This window comes from Streptomyces sp. NPDC048196 (genome assembly GCF_040652715.1).
GTDB lineage: Bacteria > Actinomycetota > Actinomycetes > Streptomycetales > Streptomycetaceae > Streptomyces > Streptomyces siderophoricus.
In genome coordinates this window covers 39,706-59,252 of the sequence record NZ_JBEZMM010000047.1, presented here as the reverse complement: position 1 = coordinate 59,252, position 19,547 = coordinate 39,706, and the positions used below count along the sequence as shown (strand labels likewise).

The 19,547-nt window shown below is 68.0% G+C and carries 11 protein-coding genes and 6 pseudogenes; 7 read left to right on the top strand and 10 right to left on the bottom strand.

Features of this window, described 5'->3' with window-relative positions; translation table 11 throughout:
• From AB0E02_RS31655 to AB0E02_RS31640, 4 genes and pseudogenes are all read right to left on the bottom strand, one after another.
• A partial coding sequence (locus tag AB0E02_RS31655; RefSeq protein WP_362145669.1) for a condensation domain-containing protein occupies positions 1-2,232 on the bottom strand: 2,232 nt, incomplete at its 3' end.
• Positions 2,233-2,246: 14 nt separating this feature from the next.
• On the bottom strand, positions 2,247-5,579 hold the full coding sequence (locus AB0E02_RS31650; RefSeq protein WP_362145666.1) for an amino acid adenylation domain-containing protein: 3,333 nt from the start codon (positions 5,577-5,579) through the stop codon (positions 2,247-2,249).
• Positions 5,580-5,690: 111 nt separating this feature from the next.
• Positions 5,691-5,915 (bottom strand): MbtH family NRPS accessory protein, encoded by a 225-nt coding sequence (locus AB0E02_RS31645; RefSeq protein WP_362145663.1) that lies wholly within the window; start codon positions 5,913-5,915, stop codon positions 5,691-5,693.
• A gap of 296 nt (positions 5,916-6,211) precedes the next feature.
• Positions 6,212-6,686: pseudogene (locus AB0E02_RS31640) on the bottom strand (ATP-binding protein); the annotation flags it as partial.
• Positions 6,687-6,727: 41 nt separating this feature from the next.
• Here AB0E02_RS31640 and AB0E02_RS31635 point away from each other — a divergent pair.
• The 3 genes and pseudogenes from AB0E02_RS31635 to AB0E02_RS31625 form a co-directional block, all read left to right on the top strand.
• Complete coding sequence (locus AB0E02_RS31635; protein ID WP_362145660.1) at positions 6,728-6,922, top strand: DUF6228 family protein; 195 nt, start codon at positions 6,728-6,730, stop codon at positions 6,920-6,922.
• 13 nt (positions 6,923-6,935) lie between these two features.
• Complete coding sequence (locus tag AB0E02_RS31630) at positions 6,936-7,310, top strand: VOC family protein (RefSeq protein ID WP_362145682.1); 375 nt, start codon at positions 6,936-6,938, stop codon at positions 7,308-7,310.
• A gap of 125 nt (positions 7,311-7,435) precedes the next feature.
• Positions 7,436-7,570, top strand: a pseudogene (locus AB0E02_RS31625) (IS701 family transposase); the annotation flags it as partial.
• A gap of 1,441 nt (positions 7,571-9,011) precedes the next feature.
• Here the strand turns inward: AB0E02_RS31625 and AB0E02_RS31620 are convergent.
• Positions 9,012-9,584 carry a hypothetical protein gene (locus AB0E02_RS31620; protein WP_362145657.1) on the bottom strand — a complete coding sequence of 191 codons (573 nt, stop codon included), beginning with the start codon at positions 9,582-9,584 and terminating at the stop codon, positions 9,012-9,014.
• Positions 9,585-10,407: 823 nt separating this feature from the next.
• Between AB0E02_RS31620 and AB0E02_RS31615 the strand changes: the two are divergent.
• Positions 10,408-11,364: pseudogene (locus tag AB0E02_RS31615) on the top strand (phosphotransferase).
• Positions 11,365-11,448: 84 nt separating this feature from the next.
• Here the strand turns inward: AB0E02_RS31615 and AB0E02_RS31610 are convergent.
• Both AB0E02_RS31610 and AB0E02_RS31605 read right to left on the bottom strand, forming a co-directional pair.
• A pseudogene (locus AB0E02_RS31610) lies at positions 11,449-11,541 on the bottom strand (type I-E CRISPR-associated protein Cas7/Cse4/CasC); the annotation flags it as partial.
• 289 nt (positions 11,542-11,830) lie between these two features.
• A pseudogene (locus AB0E02_RS31605) lies at positions 11,831-12,075 on the bottom strand (DUF4913 domain-containing protein); the annotation flags it as partial.
• Positions 12,076-12,291: 216 nt separating this feature from the next.
• Between AB0E02_RS31605 and AB0E02_RS31600 the strand changes: the two are divergent.
• Positions 12,292-12,855: a hypothetical protein gene (locus AB0E02_RS31600; RefSeq protein WP_362145654.1), complete on the top strand. Its 564-nt coding sequence runs from the start codon at positions 12,292-12,294 to the stop codon at positions 12,853-12,855.
• Between the two features lie 797 nt (positions 12,856-13,652).
• A complete protein-coding gene (locus AB0E02_RS31595) occupies positions 13,653-14,243 on the top strand; it encodes a hypothetical protein (protein WP_362145651.1) in 591 nt (196 codons plus the stop codon).
• 1,480 nt (positions 14,244-15,723) lie between these two features.
• Here AB0E02_RS31595 and AB0E02_RS31590 read toward each other — a convergent pair.
• The 3 genes from AB0E02_RS31590 to AB0E02_RS31580 all read right to left on the bottom strand — a co-directional run bounded on the left by AB0E02_RS31590 (position 15,724) and on the right by AB0E02_RS31580 (position 18,113).
• Positions 15,724-16,614: an acetylhydrolase gene (locus AB0E02_RS31590; RefSeq protein ID WP_362145648.1), complete on the bottom strand. Its 891-nt coding sequence runs from the start codon at positions 16,612-16,614 to the stop codon at positions 15,724-15,726.
• 417 nt (positions 16,615-17,031) lie between these two features.
• Positions 17,032-17,370, bottom strand: coding sequence for a transcriptional regulator (locus tag AB0E02_RS31585; RefSeq protein ID WP_362145646.1), 339 nt, complete (start codon positions 17,368-17,370; stop codon positions 17,032-17,034).
• Positions 17,367-18,113 carry a hypothetical protein gene (locus AB0E02_RS31580; RefSeq protein WP_362145644.1) on the bottom strand — a complete coding sequence of 249 codons (747 nt, stop codon included), beginning with the start codon at positions 18,111-18,113 and terminating at the stop codon, positions 17,367-17,369. The genes AB0E02_RS31585 and AB0E02_RS31580 overlap by 4 nt, the downstream gene beginning before the upstream one ends.
• A gap of 550 nt (positions 18,114-18,663) precedes the next feature.
• Between AB0E02_RS31580 and AB0E02_RS31575 the strand changes: the two are divergent.
• Positions 18,664-19,212 (top strand): annotated as a pseudogene (locus AB0E02_RS31575) (transposase family protein); the annotation flags it as partial.
• Positions 19,213-19,547 lie beyond the last annotated feature (335 nt).

Sequence of the window (19,547 nt, the reverse complement as noted above, 5' to 3'; positions counted from 1 at the left end):
CCGCGCCACCAACTCCCGCGAACACACCTCACCCGCCAACACCAACGTCGACAGATCCGCCAGCTCGTCCTCCACACCGCTCGGCAGCGACGCCAGCACCGACGCAGGCAACGTCACATGAGAAACCCGCCCCTCCCGCAACACACGCCCAAGCCCCTCACCGGACAACCCCTCCGAATCCGGAACCACCAGCGTCGCACCACCGGTCAGGGCCATGGCGATTTCGGAGACCGCCGCGTCGAAGCTCGGTGACGCGAATTGCAGGATCCGGCTCTCCGCCGTCACTGCCAGACGCTCCCGCTGGGCCGAAGCCAGGGCCGCCAGTCCACTGTGCGACACCACAACGCCCTTGGGGTGGCCCGTCGAACCGGATGTGTAGATCACGTACGCCGGGTTCCGCAGGTGCGGCGGCGCGGTGCGTTCGGCTTCGGAGAGCGCGTGCCGTGGCAGGGTGGCGAGCGCGGCGATGATCTGGTCGTCGTCGAGAGCGACCTGTACGGCGTCCGAGTCGGGAAGGGCCGCGAGGGTGCTGCTGTCGGTGAGCAGCATGGCGGGCCGGGCGTCGGCGAGCAGAAAGGCGATCCGCTCAGCCGGATACTCGGGGTCCACGGGAAGGTAGGCGCCGCCCGCCTTGAGGACCGCGAGGAGTGCCACCAGCAGCTCCGGAGAGCGAGGGAGCGCCAGCGCCACCAGCGACTCCGGGCCGACGCCGCGTCGCGCCAGCCAGTGCGCCAGTTGGTTGGCCCGCGCCTCCAGCTGGCCGTAGGTCAGGCTTACGTCCTCGGACACCACCGCGATGGCGTCAGGCACGCGGGCGGCCTGGCGCGCGAACAGCTCGGGCAACATTGCTTCCGGCGTCTGCGCCGGGCCGGTGTCCTCTCCGGCCAGGAGACGCTCGCGCTCGCCGGGCAGCAGGATTTCCGTTCCGCCGACCGTGGTGCTGGGATCGGCGGCGGTCTGTTCAAGGACCCGTATCAGCCGCTCGGCAATCTCCGCTACGACGGCCTGGTCGAAGGCGTCCGTCCGGAAGAAGAAGCGCAGCGTCAGCCGGTCGCCCGACTGGACGGCGAGAGAGAGGGGGTAGTGGACGGCTTCGCGGAGGGTGACGTCCATCTCGAGCCCTGGATGCGCCGGATTCACCGGTGTGCGGTCGTGCACCGGGAAATCGCCGAATACCACGCTGGTGTCGAAGTGACCGCCGTCCGCGGCGAGGAGGCCCTGGATCTCGGCCAGCCCGAGATGGTCGTGCTCCAGCAGTCCGAAGCGCTGCTCCTGGATGCGATCGAAAAGGTCCCGCAGGGAGTCGTCAGGGAGCAGCCGTGCCCGTATGGGCACGGTGTTGATCAGCATTCCGAGCGTGTTCTCCACTCCCGGTAACTCCCCCGGCCGACCACTGACGGTGGTGCCGAAGACCACGTCGTCGCGGCCGGTCAGCCGGCCGAGCAGCACTGCCCAGGCCGCCTGGAAGACGGTGTTGAGGGTGACATCACTCCGTCGGGCCTGGTCTTTCAGGCGTGCGGTGAGCTCCTGCGTCAGCTCCAGGGTGACGTCGTGGGAGTCCGAGCCGGCGGCGGCACCCGGGCCGACCCCTGCGAGGTAGGTGGGCCCCTCCAGGCCCTCCATGACGGCACGCCAGGCGTCCCGAGCGGCGGGGCGGTCCTGGTCCGCCAGCCATGCCAGGTAGGAGCGGTACGGGAGCGCCGCCGGCAGGCCGGTGTTGTCGCCGTCGTGCGGCTGGGACTGGAACAGCTCCCGCAGGAGCAGGGTCATGGACCAGCCGTCCAGTACGAGGTGGTGGTGAGTCACCAGGAGCCGGTGCCGTCGCGGATTCTGCCGGATCAAGGTGAATCGCAGCAGGGACGGCGCCTCGATGTCGACGCCTTGGGCCCAGTCTTCGCCGGTCAGTTCCGCGCAACGGGCCTCGGCTGCCGTCGGTGCAAGGTTGGTGAGATCGTATTCGTGCCACTGGAGCGGCGCGTCGCGCCGGATCACCTGGATCGGCTCGCCGGACTTCCGGCTCCGGAAGCTCGCGCGCAGATTTGCGTGCCGGCTCAGCAGACCGGCCGCGGCGGCGCGTAGCGCCTCAGCGTTCACCGTCCCGCTCAGCTCGATGGCGTACTGGGCGACGTACAGGTTCTTGGCCGAGCTCTCAAGCCGTGCGTGGAACAGCAATCCCTCTTGCAGCGGGGAAAGCGGCAGGATGTCCTCGATGATCGAGGGGGTCTTCGTCATGCTGTGCTAACTCCCTACCGGCCGTTCAGCTCGGCTTCGAGATCGTCGATCTCGCTCTGGCTAATGGAGGACAAGGCAACGTCGGACGGCGTGAGCCCGATAGTTCGCGGTCGGTTCGCGTGAGCGGCGAGAGCGCTGAGCATGCCCAGCCACGCCTCGGCCAATTCGGGTACCTCAGCTGCGGCCGGTGTGCCGTCCGCCCAGGTCAGGGTGGTGGACAGCGCTGCTGCGCCGCCGTGTTCCATGGGGCGGTCCCAGGCCACCGCATGGGCCTCGACGTGGTGGGTCATGGGCAAACCGTCGGCTGTGTCCGGCCCGATGCCGTACGCGGGATCGACCGGCCATGTCCTGCCCTGGCCGTGGGGGAAGTGCCCGAGGTAGCTGAACTTCAGCAATGGGCGGGGAAATGCCGCCAATTCCGCGCCTGTTCGCGCATTCAAATGCCGAAGGAGGCCGTAGCCGAAGCCGTGGTCAGTGATACGCCGCAGCTGCTGCCGTATCTGCCGCAGTGCCCGGTCCGCCGCGGCACCGCCACGGTGGATGCCACCCCAGTCAAGGTGCTCCAGGGGGAAGGACACGGGGTACGGGGCCGCGAACCGGCCGAGGGTACGGGCAGGGTCCGCGCCGCTCCGGAGGACGGTACGGCCGTCGCCTTCGAGATCGACGGCGACGGTTTCGCCGCCCGCTGCCTTACGGCGCTGTTGCCGTTCCGTGACCGCGAGTACCAGTGCCGCCAGCAACAGGTCACCGGTCTCCATGCCGAGTGCGGCGGGCACCGTGGTCAGCAGCGCCTGGGAGAGATCGGCGGGCAGTATGACCCGGTGTTCCCCGCCCCGGACCAGGTCCTGCCGCTGGGCCGGCGTCCCGGACTCTGCGGCTGTGGTCCCGGCCGCCGCACGTGTCCAGGCCGCCAGCTCGGCGGTCCGCTGCGGCTCTGATGCCTCCGTCGCGAGCAGCTGCGACCAGTTCCGGTAGGAGAGGCGGCCTACGGCGGGACGCGGCAGGGCACCCCCTGCGGCCAGCGCGTTCCACATCGTGCGCAGGTCAGCAAGGAGAATGCGCCATGATTCGCCGTCGATGGCCAATTGGTTCACGACGAGCGCCAGGCGGCCGGTGCGCTGTGCGCCCCGGTCGAACCACACCGCCTGAACGACCACTCCGTCCTTGAGGGACAGCCGGCTTCTGGCAGCGGCAATGCCCTGCGCGACGAGCTGCGCCAGATCCGCATCGTCGGCGCCTCGCACGTCGACCGGAGTGAGGCAGACGTCCGCGGCAGCGGCGCCGACCGGCAGAACAGTCGGATGCCACGGCTCGGCGTCGCTGGTCTCCACGCGCAGCCGGAGCGTGTCATGGCTGTCCACCAAGGCCTGTAACAGGTCCAGGAGAGCGGCCCGGGTGAGTCCGGCTGGCGCGCGCAACACGAGCGATTCGCTGTGCCGGTCGAGGGAATCGGCACAGCCGCGCATCTCCTCCATACCCGGCGTTGGGCGAAGGCGTCCCCCGAGGTCCGCTTCGCCGTACTCCTCCGGAGCCGTGTCCAGCAGCGACGAGAGGGCGGCCAGTCCGGCCAGGCTGCGCTGCTGGAGCACATCACGGGTGGAGAGTGACAGACCGGCCTGGCGCGCCAGGCCCACCAGTCGCACCGCGGCGATGCTGTCGCCGCCGAGGCTGACGAAGCCGTGCTCGGTTCCCACCATCGGTACGTCGAGCAGTTCCGCTACCAGTCGGCAGAGGATCTCCTCCTGCCGGGTGCGGGGGGCTTGGCCGGTGGCGACGCGACTCAGGTCGGGCGCGGGCAGCGCGCGCCGGTCCAGCTTCCCGTTCGCCGTCAGGGGAAAGGCATCCAGGGGGATGAACGCTGCGGGCACCATGTGCTCCGGCAGGCTCTTGCCCAGGTACGCGCGCCAGCCATGGGGGTCGGCGGTGCACTGCCCCCTCGGCCCCGCCGACATGACGACGTAGGCGACCAGGCCCGTGTTACCGGAGCTGGTTTCCCATGGCAACACGACCGCCTGGTCGACGTCTGGATGACGGGTCAGCGCGGCTTCGATCTCGCCGGGTTCGACACGGAAGCCGCGTATCTGGACCTGAGCGTCGGCACGGCCCACGAACTCCAGCTGTCCGGCGGCGGTCCGGCAAGCGAGATCGCCGGTCCGGTACATCCGCTGGCCCGGCTCGAAAGGAGAGGCCACGAAGCGGCCTGCGGTCAGGCCGGGGCGGCCCAGATATCCGCGCGCCAGCCCCGGTCCTGTCACATACATCTCGCCCACGGTCCCGATAGGAAGGCGTTCGAGGCGGGGGCCCAGGACATGGATGGTGAGGTCTTTCAGAGCGGTCCCGATGGGACTGCGGTCGACCGAGCCGGGTGTACGGCTGTCCAGTTCGGCATGCGTGGCGTGTACGGCGGCCTCGGTGATGCCGTACATGTTCACCAGCACCGGGGCGTCGTCCGAATGCCGTACATACCATTCGGCGAGTCGCCGCATGTCCAGCGTCTCACCGTCGAACACCACAAGGCGCAAGCTGAGTTCACGCGCTCTTTCCGACTGTTCCCGCTCCGCCTGCATCAGCTGGTAGAAGGCGGATGGTGTCTGGCTCAGCACTGTGACCCGTTCCGCCTCGAGCAGGTCGAGGAATTCCCAGGGCGAGCGGGTGACTTCGTGGCTGACGACAACCAGGCGTCCGCCGTACAGCAGCGGTCCCCACATTTCCCACACCGAGAAGTCAAAGGAGTAGGAGTGGAACATCGTCCAGACGTCGTCGGGCCCGAATGCGAACCGGCTCTCAGTTGTGGAGAACAGCCGCACCGCACCGTGGTGTGACATCACCACGCCTTTGGGCTTACCGGTGGAACCCGAGGTGTAGATCACATACGCCGGGTGGGCCGGCGACGCCGGCCATTTGCGGTCGGCGTCGGTGGGGTCCGTGTCGGGCTGCCGGTTCAGGGCTGCGGCCGTCGTTGGCGCACCGAGGTCCAGACATAGCGCCTTGCCCACCCGTACCTCGCTGCCGGTACTCCCGGTCACCAGCACCGCGGTGGGCCGGGCGTCGCTGAGCAGGTAGTCGATCCGGTCGGCCGGATAGGTCGGATCGACGGGCAGGTAAGCGGCCCCGGCCTTGACCACGGCAACGATCGCCACGACCATTTCCAGTGAGCGCGGCAGGACGATGGCGACGATGTCCTCCGCGCCGAGGCCCAAGCCGATCAGGTGGTGCGCGAGGCGGTTCGCCGCACGGTTGAGCTCGTCGTAGGTCAGGCGTTCGCCGTCGTGGACCACCGCCACGTTGTCCGGCGCACGGTTCGCATGGATCTCGAATAAATGCGGAAGGGCGTGCTGCGCAGTCATATATCCCCCGTAGCAACAAATGCCCCCGAAGTATCGGGTGTGCGTGAGACCGAGTCCCCGTTTCAGGCAAGCTCATTCAGAGCTGGCCTCAGTGACGTCTGGACTCGGGCGCTAGGCGCCGCTGTTCTCACTCATAGCGTTTTGCAGACTGACCGGCCGCATATCGCTCCAGTGTGTCTCGACATAGTCGAGACAGTCCTGACGGCTCGTATTCTCCAGCACGACCTTCCATCCCTCCGGGACGTCGATCGAAATGGGCCACAGAGAATGCTGACCTTCATCATTGATCAGTACCGAATAGTTCTCGTCAGGATTCTCGAAAGGGTTGGATGCCACGAAAATACCCCCCAGGGTCGCTTCTCCCGGAACGTCTAAAAGGCCCGGGAGAACAAAGGCTGTCGAGCCTTCCCGTAACACTTTCCGAAAACGGGAGGCTACTAAGAGTCCAAGAGGCGACAGACCACACTCCCGGCGGATGCGGGCATGTGGACGCAGCCTCATCTAATGCATGAACCCGTGCGTTGGCGCTCAGCGGGAACACTAGTCGAACATCAACTCGCTATGCAATGACGAACGTTGACTGAGCACTCGGTATCCCGACACGTTCCCGCCCCGCCCCCGCGAAGCCCGCTCCATTCACTGAAGGTCTTGTTCGAGGTCAGGATGATCGAGCCATTTTCGTAGCTCTTGGAGATCACCTGGAAGACGAGGTTGACTTCGGCTTGCTTCAGTGGTTGGTAGCTGAATTTATCAACTACACAGGGACTCGAAGCCGCAGGTAGGTATGAGGTTTGCTGTTGAGACGGCCGACTTCGGCGGCCCCGAGTGGGCGGGCCATGTCGTCGGGGTCGTGAAGTAGATGGAGGACCCAGCCCGGCAGGCGGCGACCGACAGCGCGACGGCGGCGCGGGTCTTGCCGACCCCGGGCGGCCTCGGTAAAGCCCCCGCGTTGGCCCTGGTCTCGATGAAGGCGAGGGTAGCCAGGTCTTTGATCTTTCGGGGGTCAAGTTCAGGCTGGAAGGTGAAGTCACGGGTCCAAGACCATATTCAGCCGCCCTCCACCAGCCTGACCCAGGCCAGCAGCAGGCCGCCCCACCGTTGGTCTTCAACTCGTCAGAAAGTGGGCCTTCATCCGTACGTGACTGTGCATGTTCGCGAGCACGCCGTCAGGTGGCCATGTTCATCTGACGTGGAGCATCCACGACCGACCGCCCGCCGAGGAGTGGCACTTCGAAACGATGATGGTGCACGCGGCAGGCCAGGACATGCAGCATCTTGCCGCTGAGATCATGCACTTCTTCCCAGCTAGTACTCCAGCCGTAGATCGTGATCAGACGTCGTGAGACGCTGCCCTTCGTGATCGCCAATCTGTGGTGTGTGGTGTTGGACTGTGCCGATGTCCTTGAGCTGTCCCGGTTCTACCAGTCGCTCCTCGGCGGCGTAGTGAACCAGCCGGATCCGAGGTGGTCGCTCGGCGACGGCTGGGCGACGCTCCACACCGACGGGCTCGTGCTTGCCTTCCAGCGGGTGGAAGACCATCAGCCACCACGGTGGCCGGACCCCGCTCGGCCCCAGCAGTTCCACCTCGACCTGGGTGTCAAGGACCTGGAACGAGCCCAGGAAGACGTCCTCAACCGGGGTGCCACACTGCTCGACGAGGGTGACGGAAAACGGAGTTGGCGCATCTTTGCCGACCCGGCGGGTCACCCGTTCTGCCTCGTCCGGGACTGACAGGGAGCCACCGAAGGGGTACTGCCACCGGTGATCATCGTGAGTTGTGTGGACTGACGACGAGACGGTGGCCGCAGGCCACAGCATAGAACCCGCCCGATTGGCGGGAGGCGTTCGAGGTGGCCATGAGCCGGATCGCGGGCCGGTTCAGCCGTGACGAACCCCGCCTGCGGGCCGGGCGGTTGGTGCTGGGCCGGCTGTCGGACCTGCCACGCAAACACTGCCGGACGATCGCGGAGTGGGCCGGGGAGGCCAGCCCGCACGGCATTGTCAACGGGTTGGGGCCGCACCCATCGTTGATCTAGATATCCAGCGGCGTTGGTCTTTCCCTCATCGTCCCCATGGTGCTTCCAGCCGCCAGGGGGGATCGGACGAGGACTTGAGGGAGGGCTCCAACGGGCTGTGGATTCCTGGTTCAGAACCTCGGCGAGAAGGCCTCGACCAAGAAGACCGCCGCGAAGAAGGCACCGGGGAAGAAGAGCTCTGGTTAAGCGCCCTGCATCGCCTCCCTGCCTGGCACCTCCGCGCTTCTCCTGCAGGCGGCTCTTCCCCACAACTCCAAGGACCGGCTGGAATGGTGGCGCGACCGTCGCCGCCACCGCGAACGACTCGCCCGCACCCGCCAGGTGCTCTCTGCGGTGCCCGAGAGGAACGCGAGTCGCGGGGGCTGTCGTCGAGGACCTGGGGGTGCACCGCGGGCGCGGCCAGCTGCGGGTTCGGGTCGTCGGCTGCGGACACCGGCCGCCTGGACGTCGCCCCCGACGCCCCTCGCCACCGCGGCCCACTGAAGCAGCAACTGCAAGGATCACGGCCCTCAGCTGACAGGGCCACTGTGAACGCCCTCGAGGACTTCCGTGCCGTAGCGACACGGTTCGACTACGTGCTTATGTCTTCCAGAACATGGTCGCCGTCGCGGCATCCGGCTCTGGCTCCGCTCGTATGGAGCCCCGCCCCGGGCCAAGACTGCCGATTGCCGGCAGTCGCTGCGCCGGGGCGCAGCACGAGGAAGCCCCGCGGCGAGTGAGCGGCGCCGCCGACCCTCCAGCGCACCCATCCACCGACCACAACGCCACCAACTCCCTGATCGTCGTAGAGGGTGTATAGGAGGGTTGTCGGGGTTTTACCGTGCTTACCACCGCAGGTCACCACGACATCCCAGAAGTGTTGCGCAAGGCCTGTGACAAGGCCCGATGCAAGGACCGGTGAAGGCACTGCGCAAGGCTCCTCGCGTGGTCGAATGCCAAGCACAGGGTCCCTTAGCGGGCCCTTCTACGGGGCCCTCTACTGGGCGCTGCAGCGGGCCTCGTAGGGGGTCCTGTTGCGTGTGCTGGGGGAGCGAGCGGAAGACGGCACCTCAACACCGATACTGCTGGCCCGCTCCCGCCACGCCTTTCGTACGGTCCCTTGAGCGGTACGCGCGGCCCGGTGTTGGCGCGGTGGCCCAGCACGTCGCCGAACGCGACCCAGCCACGCGTCGTCGACGCTGACTCCCTGTGGCGTTCGGCGCCGTGGTCCAACTCATCGTGCTGGAGCCGGGTCACCACAGGCTCCAGCGAGTCGGACCGGATACCCGGAGGCGACGTCGAGCATGTCGGCGTCGACGGCCGGGGCCGGCCGCCGTGGTGGCCATTCGCCGCGGCGGTGCAGACCGATCAAGGAGCCGCTCGTGGATGAACTCCCGCTCGACCTCCGCCATCGCGGTCAGTGCAGGCGCTGTATCTGAGCGAGCAGCCGTGCCTGTTCGCGCTTCAGGGACTCGAACGAGCTCCGTAGGTAGGTGTCCAACTCCTCACGCGGGAAGTTGCCAGCAATCGACACGTGATCGTCGAGCTGGGCGGAGTCGAACCCGTCTTCCTGCCAGCGGGCGATGATGGGTTCATAGCAGGCCACATGCGCGCACAGCTCCTTCAGAGGCTCGGGGATGGTGTCCTCGCGCAGCAGATCAGCATGGGAGACGATCGTTTCGACCATGCGCCGGTTGAGCGGCATGAAGACCGTTAACATCCATAAGCGCCAGGTGGCAGCCTGCTCCGCCGTGGCAGGGGCCGACAACGTCCACATGGTCCCGTGCCTGGCGGCAAACGCGCGCCAGGCACGGTCCCCGGCCTCCGACTGCGCATAGAGCGGACCGTAAAGCTCGCTGAGCTGGCGGTTGACCCGATCCAGGTGATCCTTGCGACGTGCCAGACGCAGATTCGTCAGGTAGGTCGCCCCGTAACCGGTGGCCGCCAGGAACACTGTGACCACCAAAGGGACCACAACACTCAGCTGCATGAGCCACAAGCTACGCATGGTGGAACAGCTGTGCACGCGAAACCTTGACCTTGCACGGTTATCGCCGCGACCTCTGTTCCGGCTCGGACGTCGGGAGGACCAGGACAACGGCCATCACCCGCTTTGGAATCGCAAGGCGCAACAGGGACAGCTGCCTCCCACGGGAGAACGATGATCAGACCGGGTACCCGCGCGCCGCCCGGCCGCCGGCCCTATCCCCGGCCTCACCTCAACCCGTTACTCGGCACGGAATCGGCCGTGGTGGCCCCCGCCTACCCGGGTAGACCGTTCCGCCGGAACGCTCCTGGATTCGCCCACCGCTCCCCGGTGGCCTCCTGGTGAACGCCGCGCCGCACATCTCCTTGCTCCTGAGTTGGGACAGAACCGGCCCCTCGGCGCCGGACCTCCACCCGCGCTGAGCTGGGGGAAGAGCCGCAGCCTGCCGACATGCCCCCGCGCATCATCTTCCACACTGCGGCCTGCCGTCGTGCCAACCGAGGGGCGTGGCTCTGCCGGCAACGTCATGCCGAAAACGCAGTCCACCATCGGACACCGCGCCGGCCAGGAAGCCCGATAGGGCGCCAAGTACGCCAGCGCCCTGCACAAGCACACCGCGGGGCCTGTCCGCCTCGAGGCCAGGTCCTCCAATTCCTCGCCCGCCACCTGGACGAGCGCATCTTGGATTTCTACGCGAGAACTGGAGTCCTTCATCGACGGCTTCAGGAGTCACTGCAACCTGTCCTCCTGATCAATGTCGATGAGTTCAGGCGTCGCCGTCACGGCCCGGTTTCGCGCGCCGTCGTCCGGATGATGAGGTGGCACGGTGACTAACCACGATGCAGCCTCGGCTGTCCGCCCTTTGACACTGGCTTGGGTGAGCCGGCACCTGGAGGCCGGCGAACGGATCGTCAGAGCTGAGGCGCTGCACGGCGGCATCACTGCCGAAATGCGGAGGCTGGTCATCGGCACGCCAGGCGGAGGCACCCGTGACCTGGTGCTGCGGAGTTTTGTCGATCCGTTCTACGTGGGCCACGCTGAAGATTAGCTGAGCAGGGAGGCTGGCGCTCTGAACGTGCTCGCGGGGACCGGCGTGCCGGCTCCGGAAGTGGTCGCGGTTGATCCGACCGCCGCGTATTGCGAGTATCCATCGCTCCTGATGACACATCTGCCGGGCCGGACGGTCCTCGACGGGTTGCAGGTGCGTGTCCCTCTGCTGGCCCGGCAACTCGTGGCGATCCACGCGCTGCGCCCCGCCGAGCGGCCCCGGGAGTATGTGGCGTTGACGACCGCCGATACCGTCGTGGTTCCTAAGTACGCCGACGCGGCGGCATGGGCCGCGGCGATCGACGTGATTCGCAAGCCCGCGCCGCCCTATGAAGGGCGATTCCTGCACCGCGACTTCCAACCCGGCAACGTGCTGTTCCATGTCCCGTCCCCAAGCCCGGCAAGTGCACAGATCACCGGCGTCGTCGACTGGGCAGCGACCTCCTGGGGCCCAGCGGACCTCGATGTCGCGCACTGCTCCACCAACCTCGCGCTGCTGCACGGCCCGGCGTGGGGAGTGCGGTTCGCTCAGGCGTATGAGGAGGCCGGTGGGGTGCTGGCTGCGGCCGCGAGCGAACGGCTGTACTGGCGGGTGCGAGACGGGCTGGCGTGCTCAGAAGAAGTGCAGGTGGTGACACAGGCATGGCGGGCGGCAGGGAGGACAGAGCAGACGACGCGAGCCGTGGAGGAGCGGCTGGATGCCTATGTCACCGCCCTGATGGACGCGCTGGGCTGAGCCAAGGCGGTCCCGGGCGCGCGTCCCCGACTTCTTCTCGCAGGCCACGTTCAGGGCTGTGGGCTGGTCAGCGGTCCAGTCCACGGTGTTCTCGTCGTCGACGGCGGTGTAGTAGTTGGATTCGTTCTCGAGGCGGTGGACGCTGATGGCGTGTGCGACCTGCACAGCTGCGTCCAGCTCTGCACGGCCGCGCACTACCAACTCGCCCGAGCCCAGCGTGCGGCCGGCCTGCCGGATGTCCCGCCAGAGCTCCCGTCTGTGACCGCGCGCACGGCAGTCACAGCAGCTGCGGTGAACGTCACTCACCACGAAGTCCGCCTCTAGCGCGCGGCTTGCCTGGCCACCGCAGTGTGCGACCTGATGGCCCTCCTCGACGAGGCTGACGAAGCGATGTACCAGCCTACCGACACCAGACGTTCGAACAGGTCTACCACTTCGCCTCTGTCGGCATGAATTCGTCGGACGTTCAGTTCTCGACGCGCTTCCAGGGGCTCGACACCAGGCCCGGGAGCCTGTGCTCGATGCGGTGCTCCCCCTTGGTGTACCCGGCGAACGGGCCGTGCGCGCTGCGCAGCTCGGTCATGCAGGGACGGTAGTGGTCCCGGTGCCAGACGCTGGGCCGGTGTAGCCGCACGATGCGGGGTCGGTCAGCTCCTGCCATGCCAGCCACAGGGCATGTAGGTGCGCCACGGCGTCGATGTGCTCCATCCACAGATGGCATCACCGGGCGTCGGCCGACGGCTCAGCAAGGTAGCCGCGGTCGAGCACTCCCTCCACCCGGCAACGGTGAGGGTCCACGCGGTGGTCGCGGAGGATGCGGTCATGCTCTGAGGGTGGCCCAGATCCGACAGCGTGTTGCCCTGCCGCGGCTGTCTCGGTTTCGTCACTGCCCCGCCATCACCCAGGGCGGGGCCCAAGGATGCGGGCATGAACATCATCACGTTGGCCGCAGGGCACGTCGGGGACGTCGGCAAGAAAGTCGGCTTCGACATGAGCGACGGCTGGGGAGCCGTCATCGCTGCGGTCGCTACGGGCGTCTTCGGTTTGGTGGTCGGGATTCTTGCGTACAAGGCCGGCCGTCGTCAGGTGAAGGATCAAGCGGCAGCAGACCACAGGGCGTGGCGCCTGCAGAACCGTTTCGACGCCTACCGTGGGCTTTTGGTGACCGCTGATGCCTTCGGTGAGGAGATGGACCGTTGGCGCATCCCCACCACACGCAACACGGCGGATCTGGGCAGGGCGTTGAACGCGTTGGCGTCTGCTGAGGTAGCGGTACGGCTTGCCGGCCCTGTGGAGATGCATGGGCCGGCGCGTGCTGTGTTTGCTGCTGCGGGTGCGGTGTATACCCGGTGCCGTCGGCCTGGTCAGGTGTTGCCGCAGGTGTTGCCTGTGTCCCCGCGGGAGTGGGCGAATCTGTCGCAGGCGTTTCTGGATGCGCAGAAGGCGTTCGTCGCAGAGGCTGCGAAGCTCCTGGACAACGGGGAAGTCTAGTCTCAGTTGGTCCAGGTGGTGGTGAAGCCGGGGCCGAAGGTGACCATCAGGCCGCGCGGGTGGGACGGCGTGGGGGCGGCGTAGGACGTCGGGCCCGGAGACGCCGCCGAGGTTCCCGGTCTCGGCCATGCTTGCCCGGGAGTGGACGAGCTGATCGAAGGCAAGGCCGAGCCCCTTCTCGACCGCGGTGAAAATAGCCGGCAACTGTCCAACGACCGCTGCCGCCAGACACCGGCCTCCAACCGCCGGCTCGTAGGACAGGCGACGAAACTCCCAAAATCGAACACGCGACCCCTTCCTTTCTGTGCCCCTAACTCGGGCACGATGGTTGGTCATGCCGGTCGCTTCAGTCGCTGGGGAGTGTGGCTGAGTCGGCCGGCGCGTTCGTCGGTCAGGCGTCGCAGCGCGCGGGCCCGGGTGGCGTCCAGAGCACGCTGCCGCGCCGCAGCCGCGATGGCCGGGTTCAGCCGGGATGGCGCGGCCTGGCGATGCGCCTCGATCGCGCGGCGGTAGCCGTCCGACGGCTCCGGCGCAGCACGGGCGCGGCCGGCTGCGGTCCGGGTCGTCGGCTGCCGTGGCGGGGTTGTCCTTTACGGGTGCGGGCGGCAGGACGTGCAGACTGCGGACGGTCGCGCCCGGTACCTGCTCGTTGGCGGTCGCGATCAACTTCGGCGTGCTCCAGCGCAGGTTCGTGCCGTACGCGGGGGCGTCGGGGGCGACGTCCAGGCGGCCGGTGGGCCGCATCGAACTTCACGGCATAAACGTGCCCGGCGAGCTCGGGCGCGGCCGCGGCGAGGATGGTCTTCCACCGGGCGAGGACGCGGCCGCCGGCTGCCGGCTGCCGGGGCGACCATGCCGCGTTCGGTCATCATCATGCCGATCGCGGCGCCGAGCCGGAGCGGTTCGCGGCCGTCGCGGCGTACGGCCGCGCCGGTGCGCCGCTTCGGCTTCGCCTTGCAGGCGGCGCCGTTCTTCTTCGCCGCCTGCCGGGCGGCGACCAGGGCCTGGCGCGCAAGGTCGACCCCCGCTCAGCTCGCCGGTCATGCGATCACCGCCCCGGTCGCCGGCAGGTCTGCCCTCCGCAAGTCACCGGCCAGCTTCCGCTGCTGCCCCGCCTGCCCAGGACGTTCACCCGCCAGCACGGCTACCGGCTCGCCGCCCGCGACTTCCCCGAGTGGGCGGACGTCCTCCAGGCCGTCGAGCGGGTCCGTGTCCGACGCGGTCTGTCCGCGGGGTGGTGCGAGAGCGTGGTGCAGATGATGCGGCTGGCGCTGGCCTCCCGGGAGGCCAGCGAGCAGCTGGTCGACGACTACGTCGTCGCCGAGCTGCCCCGGATGAGGCCAGCCGTCGCCGAGGTCCTGCGGGAGGCCAGGCTGCTGCGGCGTTGACTCGGCTCCGGACTCGCCCACAACGGCTACCGGCGTGAACGCCGGCGCATGGTCTCCTCCGAGCACTGCCTGGCCTGGAGCGGGGAGGCCAGGCCGCTGTGTGACTCGTGCCGGGAGTGGGCTCGTCAACCGGACCGGGAGAGTGGCCCCTGCCTGCGGTGCGGCCGCACCTGGTCGCTGAAGGACGGACAGTGCCGGTTCTGCCACCTGGTGCTCAACGAACACGTCGGAGACGGCCCGGCGGTCGAGCAACTCTGGTTCGGCGCCGGCCTGAGTCACGGCCTCTACACGAAGCAGCCCGGTGACTACAGCCAGGGCAGCCGCAAGAGCCGCCGGCGGGAACTGGAGCGTCGCGAAAAGCAGACCCGGCAGGCCGACCGTCGGCTGTCCCCGCACTTGATCAACCCACACCAGCCGCAGCTGTTCCCGCCCCCGGCGCGTGTCTGGAAGCGAGCCCAGCACACCCAGCTGCCGTCGATGACACCAGAGGCTGAGCAACTCGTCGCTGATTTCTGGCAGTTCACAGCAGACCAGCACTGGACCACCCCGTCTCGGGACATCAACGCCAAAGTCCTGCGGCTTCTCGTCGCCTGGCTCGGTATCGACGCCCCCTCCTCGAAGCCGACGTCCGCGCCGTCACCAGACTCGGCCCGAACTGGTCAGGACGTCGCGTCGCAGCCTTCCTCGACCAGCGCGGCCTGCTCGTTCCCCTGGAGCGGACCGATCCGGAGCAGGCCGCGCTCGAACGGCTCCTGCAGGGTGTCCCCGATCACCTGCGGGACGAGGCGGACGCCTGGGTCCGCGTGCTCCGCGGAGAAGGCCGCAAGCCTTCCCTCACGATGAACTGGGCCACCATCCGACGCTATGCGCACTTCAACGTCCCGGCCCTGCAGCAGTGGGGCCAGCGGGTCAGCAGTCTGCGTGAGATCACCCAGAAGGACATCGAGGACATACTCAGCAGCCGCACGGGAGAACAAGCCCGTTCCCTCCACGCCAGCCTGCGATCGCTCTTCCGCGCGTTAAAGCGCGAGCGCGTGATCTTCCGCGATCCAGCCCGCGGTGTCTCCGTGGCCTCCACCGTCAACGCACCCAGGCGCATCCCGTCAGACCGGCTCGTGGGTCTGCTGGACAAGGCACCGACCGCTATGGCGAAGGTCGTCGTTGCGCGCATCAGGTGCACGGGGACGGCAGCTTCGTGTGCCTCATCGAGCAGCCGGTCGATGCGGAGCGTCCGGGGCTGGATACTTCGACCACATCAACTTCCTCGGCCGCTACGCGTTCTTCCGCCCGCAGGAAACCGGCCGCAGGCCGCTGCGCGAACCCTCGGCACGCGAGGAGGACAACGTCCAGCGGGAGAAGCGCCGATCCCGCGAGGGAAGGGCTACGCGCGCGGGTGGCCGCCCTTGCGAAGGCCACGGCCGGACGGGGACGGCGTTTTCCGACGGCCGTGGTGGGACCGCACACCGCGCGGTCCAACGCTTCACCGGATGAACTTCACCTCCGGGAAGGCCTGGCTCGGGCCGTCGAGGAGGTGTCCTCTGCGGTGCCGCAGGTACTGGTCGAAGAACGCGAGCGGGTAGGCCTGTTGGATCCGTACCGCCCGGGCTGGATCGAGGGTGCCGATCATGTCCTGGATCTGCTGGTCGGTCATGCCGAGGATCTTGCCCGCTTGCGGGATCAGCGCCGCGTCGTCGCCGTACGACTTGTGGACGGCCCCCTCGGCCTGGACGTTCAGCCGCCAACCGCGCAGATGCCTCCAGAACTTGGCGACGTCCGGCATGCCGGCCCGGGTGAAGTCGGCGGTCATCATCATGAACGGCCGGTCCAGATCGGCGGTGATGGTCGGCTGCATCGGGCCGTCGATGCTGAGTCCGGCGCGCACGCGCTGGTCGGCGAGCATGGTGAGCGCGGTGGCGGTGGCGCCCTTCGACCAGCCGAACGCGCCGATGCGCTGCGGGTCGAGGGCACCGAGCAGGCCCTGGGGCAGGGTCTTGCCGTCGACGTCGGGGCTGCGCCCGGCGGCGAGCTGCTCCACGCAGTCGAGCAGGAACCGCAGGTCCGCGGCGAAGTCCCTCGGGAACATCGGGGGGAAGTCGGCTGGGACGAGCACCCGGCCGTCGGGGAACTCGGTGAACGTGTCGTAGGTGTGGTCGACGGTGACCACGGCGTAGCCGTGGCTGGCGAGTTCCTGCACCATGATGGTGTGGTCGCCGCGGTGGCTGCCCGCGCCATGCGAGTACACGATGACGGGCAGACGGTGGCTCGCCCGGTGCACGGGCGCGCCCACATGCCCGGCGGTGAGCGGGCCGAGGGCGGGGTCGAGGGGGAAGCCGACGGCCGCCAGGAACGCCCGCAGCGCGCCGTCGGTCATCCAGGGAGAGCGCGGCAGGTTCTCCGTCTTGCAAGCGGGGTACCAGACGCCGGCCATCAGCTCGCGGTGGTGCCCGGGACCGGCCGCGGGTCCGGACGTGAGGTGTCGATGAGGTGGAGTGGCACCGTGCCCACCGGGTACGGTCCGGTGGGCGCAGGCAGGGTGAGTCGGGCCGGTCCGGAGGCGGTAGGAGCCGCCCACGCGCGGGATGCCGCGCCGAGCGGCACGGTAGCCCCGAGGCCGGTGATGAGCGCTGCCGCGAGTATGCGACGGCGCGTCATGTCCGTTCGGGTGGTGACCGATGTCGTGGTCACAGGTCTTCCCCAGTCTCTTGGATGGTGTTGGGCATGCTGCACGCGTGCGCCGCGACCAGCGCGAGCCGGTCGCGGCGCACGGAGGATTCCCGGGCGATGCCGGTTAGGGCTGTGGGTCTGAGCTGCCCTGTTCGATCTGCTGGATGAGCCGCTTGAGTTGGCTGACTTCGTCACGGAGGGCCTGGGCACCGGCGGGGGTGAGGGAGAGCCAGGTGCGGGCGCGTTTGCCCTCGTAGCCCTTCTCGATGTCGATCAGTCCGGCCTTCTCCAGGGTGGCCAGGTGCTGGCTGAGGTTTCCGGCGGTGAGGCCGAGCGTTGTCCGCAGGAAGCCGAATTCGACACGGCGGGCCTGGTGGGCGACGGTGAGAATGCCGAGGCGGACGCGCTGGTGGACAACGTCGTCCAGGCCGTTGACGGGGTGCTGGTCGGTCTGCTCGCTCATGAGCGGGCGCGCTTAGCGGGCAGCTCGGCCAGACCGAAGCCGAGGGCGCCGAGCAGGAGGAGGATGCCTTGGACGCCGTAGTGGGGCAGGGATGACCAGGGCGAGGTGTAGGAGATCCCGGCCCAGCCGTCGGTGAGCGGCACCAGATCGATGGCCAGGTACACGGCGGTGAGCAGCAGCAGGGCGCGGCTGCGTTCCACCCAGCACAGCACCAGCAGCGGTAGCCCGATGGTTGTGGCGTTCCCGATGAGGCGGTGGAGGAGCACCGCCGCCCTTGAGGCGGGGTCGAGGTGCAGGCCCCAGAGGTCGAGCGGCTGGCCGGGCTTCGGCATTCCGTGGCGGATGGCCCAGAGCGTGGTGGCGGTCACCAGGCCGCCGAGGACGATCCCGGTGAGGATGTAGGGCCGGACCGGGGTGTCTACGCCGCGGTTGCGGGAGCGGCGGATGTAGAAGAACGCCGTCGCGGTGTAGGCCAGGGCTAGCCCGACGGGCCAGTAGACCGGCGAGCCCTGCGTGACCGCAGTGCATCCGGTGCCTGCCGTGGGGTCGCCGGCGGGGCAAGGAACGGACTCGATCCTGAAAGTGAGACGACTCGCCACGATTGCGCCCAGCGTGAGCATGCCGAACAGCAGGAGGGGGAACCATGCGCCGCGCTGTGCGGCACGGACCCGCCGGATCAAGTCACCGAGGCCGGCGAGGACTTCATGAGGCGTGCATTGCGAGGGCACCGATGCGTCTGTCACGCAGTCAGCTTTGCATTACAAACTAGTTATTACAAGAGACGTCCGTGCGGTCGCTTCGACCCCTGTCTGCTGACCCTGGAGGTCAACGAGGGCGCCGTTGAGGTGAGCAGCACCACCCTGCCCGCGATCGGGGCGACGGATCCCGGCCTAAGCGGTTACGTCGACGCCATCCCAGCCCTCGGCACAGGATGGGGAACCACCTGCTTCGACCTGATCCACTCCCCCGCCGGCGTCGGACACCGTCGCGCCGGACAAGTCCTCAGCTGTATTCATCAGCGCCCAGATCCGCTCGCATCGCCGCGTGCACGCGGGCCATGGCATCGAGGTACGGCTGCATATGCCCGCCGCCCTGAGGGTGGTTTCGGTTTGGGGCGGGTGTGCCCTCGATGACGAGGTCTCGCAGATCTCGAGCGTGCCTGTCGAATTCCTTGGCGGGTGTCAGCACCGGCTGAGGGGCCAGCACTGCAAGTTCGTATCGCGCGGCGTAGCAGGCGGCGTAGGCGGTGAATGCACGGCGACCAGGTTCCTCATCGGACAGGTCGGAGGCCAGGTGTCGCCGGCGACGGTATGCAGGGTCGTCCAGAGGCTGCGGCCCCTCCTCGCCCTCGAGCCGGTCTCACGCCCTGCCGATGCCGCGGACCGGCTGTGGATCGTGGACGGCACACTTGTCCCGGTCCGTGACCGCAAGGTCGGTGCTTCGAGCCGCAACCACTGGTCTCTGCGAACGTGCAGGTCATCATCGACGCCGACACACGCCTGGTCGTGGCCACCGCTCGCCCAGCCCCAGGCAACAAGGCTGACGCCCAGGTGTGGCGCAACTCCGGCCTGCCGCAGCAGTGCCAGGGCGTCACCGGCTCGGCGACGGCGCCTATATCAACACCGGCCTCGTCGTCCCACACCGCAAACCCCCTGGGCGGGAGCTGCTGGCCGGCGAGGAAGAAGACAACGCCGAGCATCGCCGGGTCCGTGCCCGCGTCGAGCATGCCTTCGCCGGCATGAAGCACTACAAGATCCTCCGCGACTGCCGCAACGCGGAGACGGTCTCCATCACGCAGTCCAGGCAGTAGCACACATGCACAACCTCGCCTTGACCGCATGACCCAACAGCCACCCAACCCGGTCAGACCTGCCTGATCACGGCCCTCTGCAACACGCTTTAGGACGAAGTAATCCCTAGCCTTCGGCGTTCAGCGCTCGCCGGGCAGCGAGCTGAAACTCGCTGCCCGGGGCTCGCTTCGCCTTAGCGGCTTGCCTATAGCGCGCGTCGCAAGCTTCGATCTGACCTGTTCCTGCATCGCGTGCGGCCTTATGCCAATCCATCCCCGCCCTTCGGTCCATCTGCTGTTGCCGTCGTTGTTGAGCGGTCTGACTCATCGCGCTCAGCCAGCCACCGCCCAAGCCTCCTACGGTGCCGATCATGGCACCGATAACTGC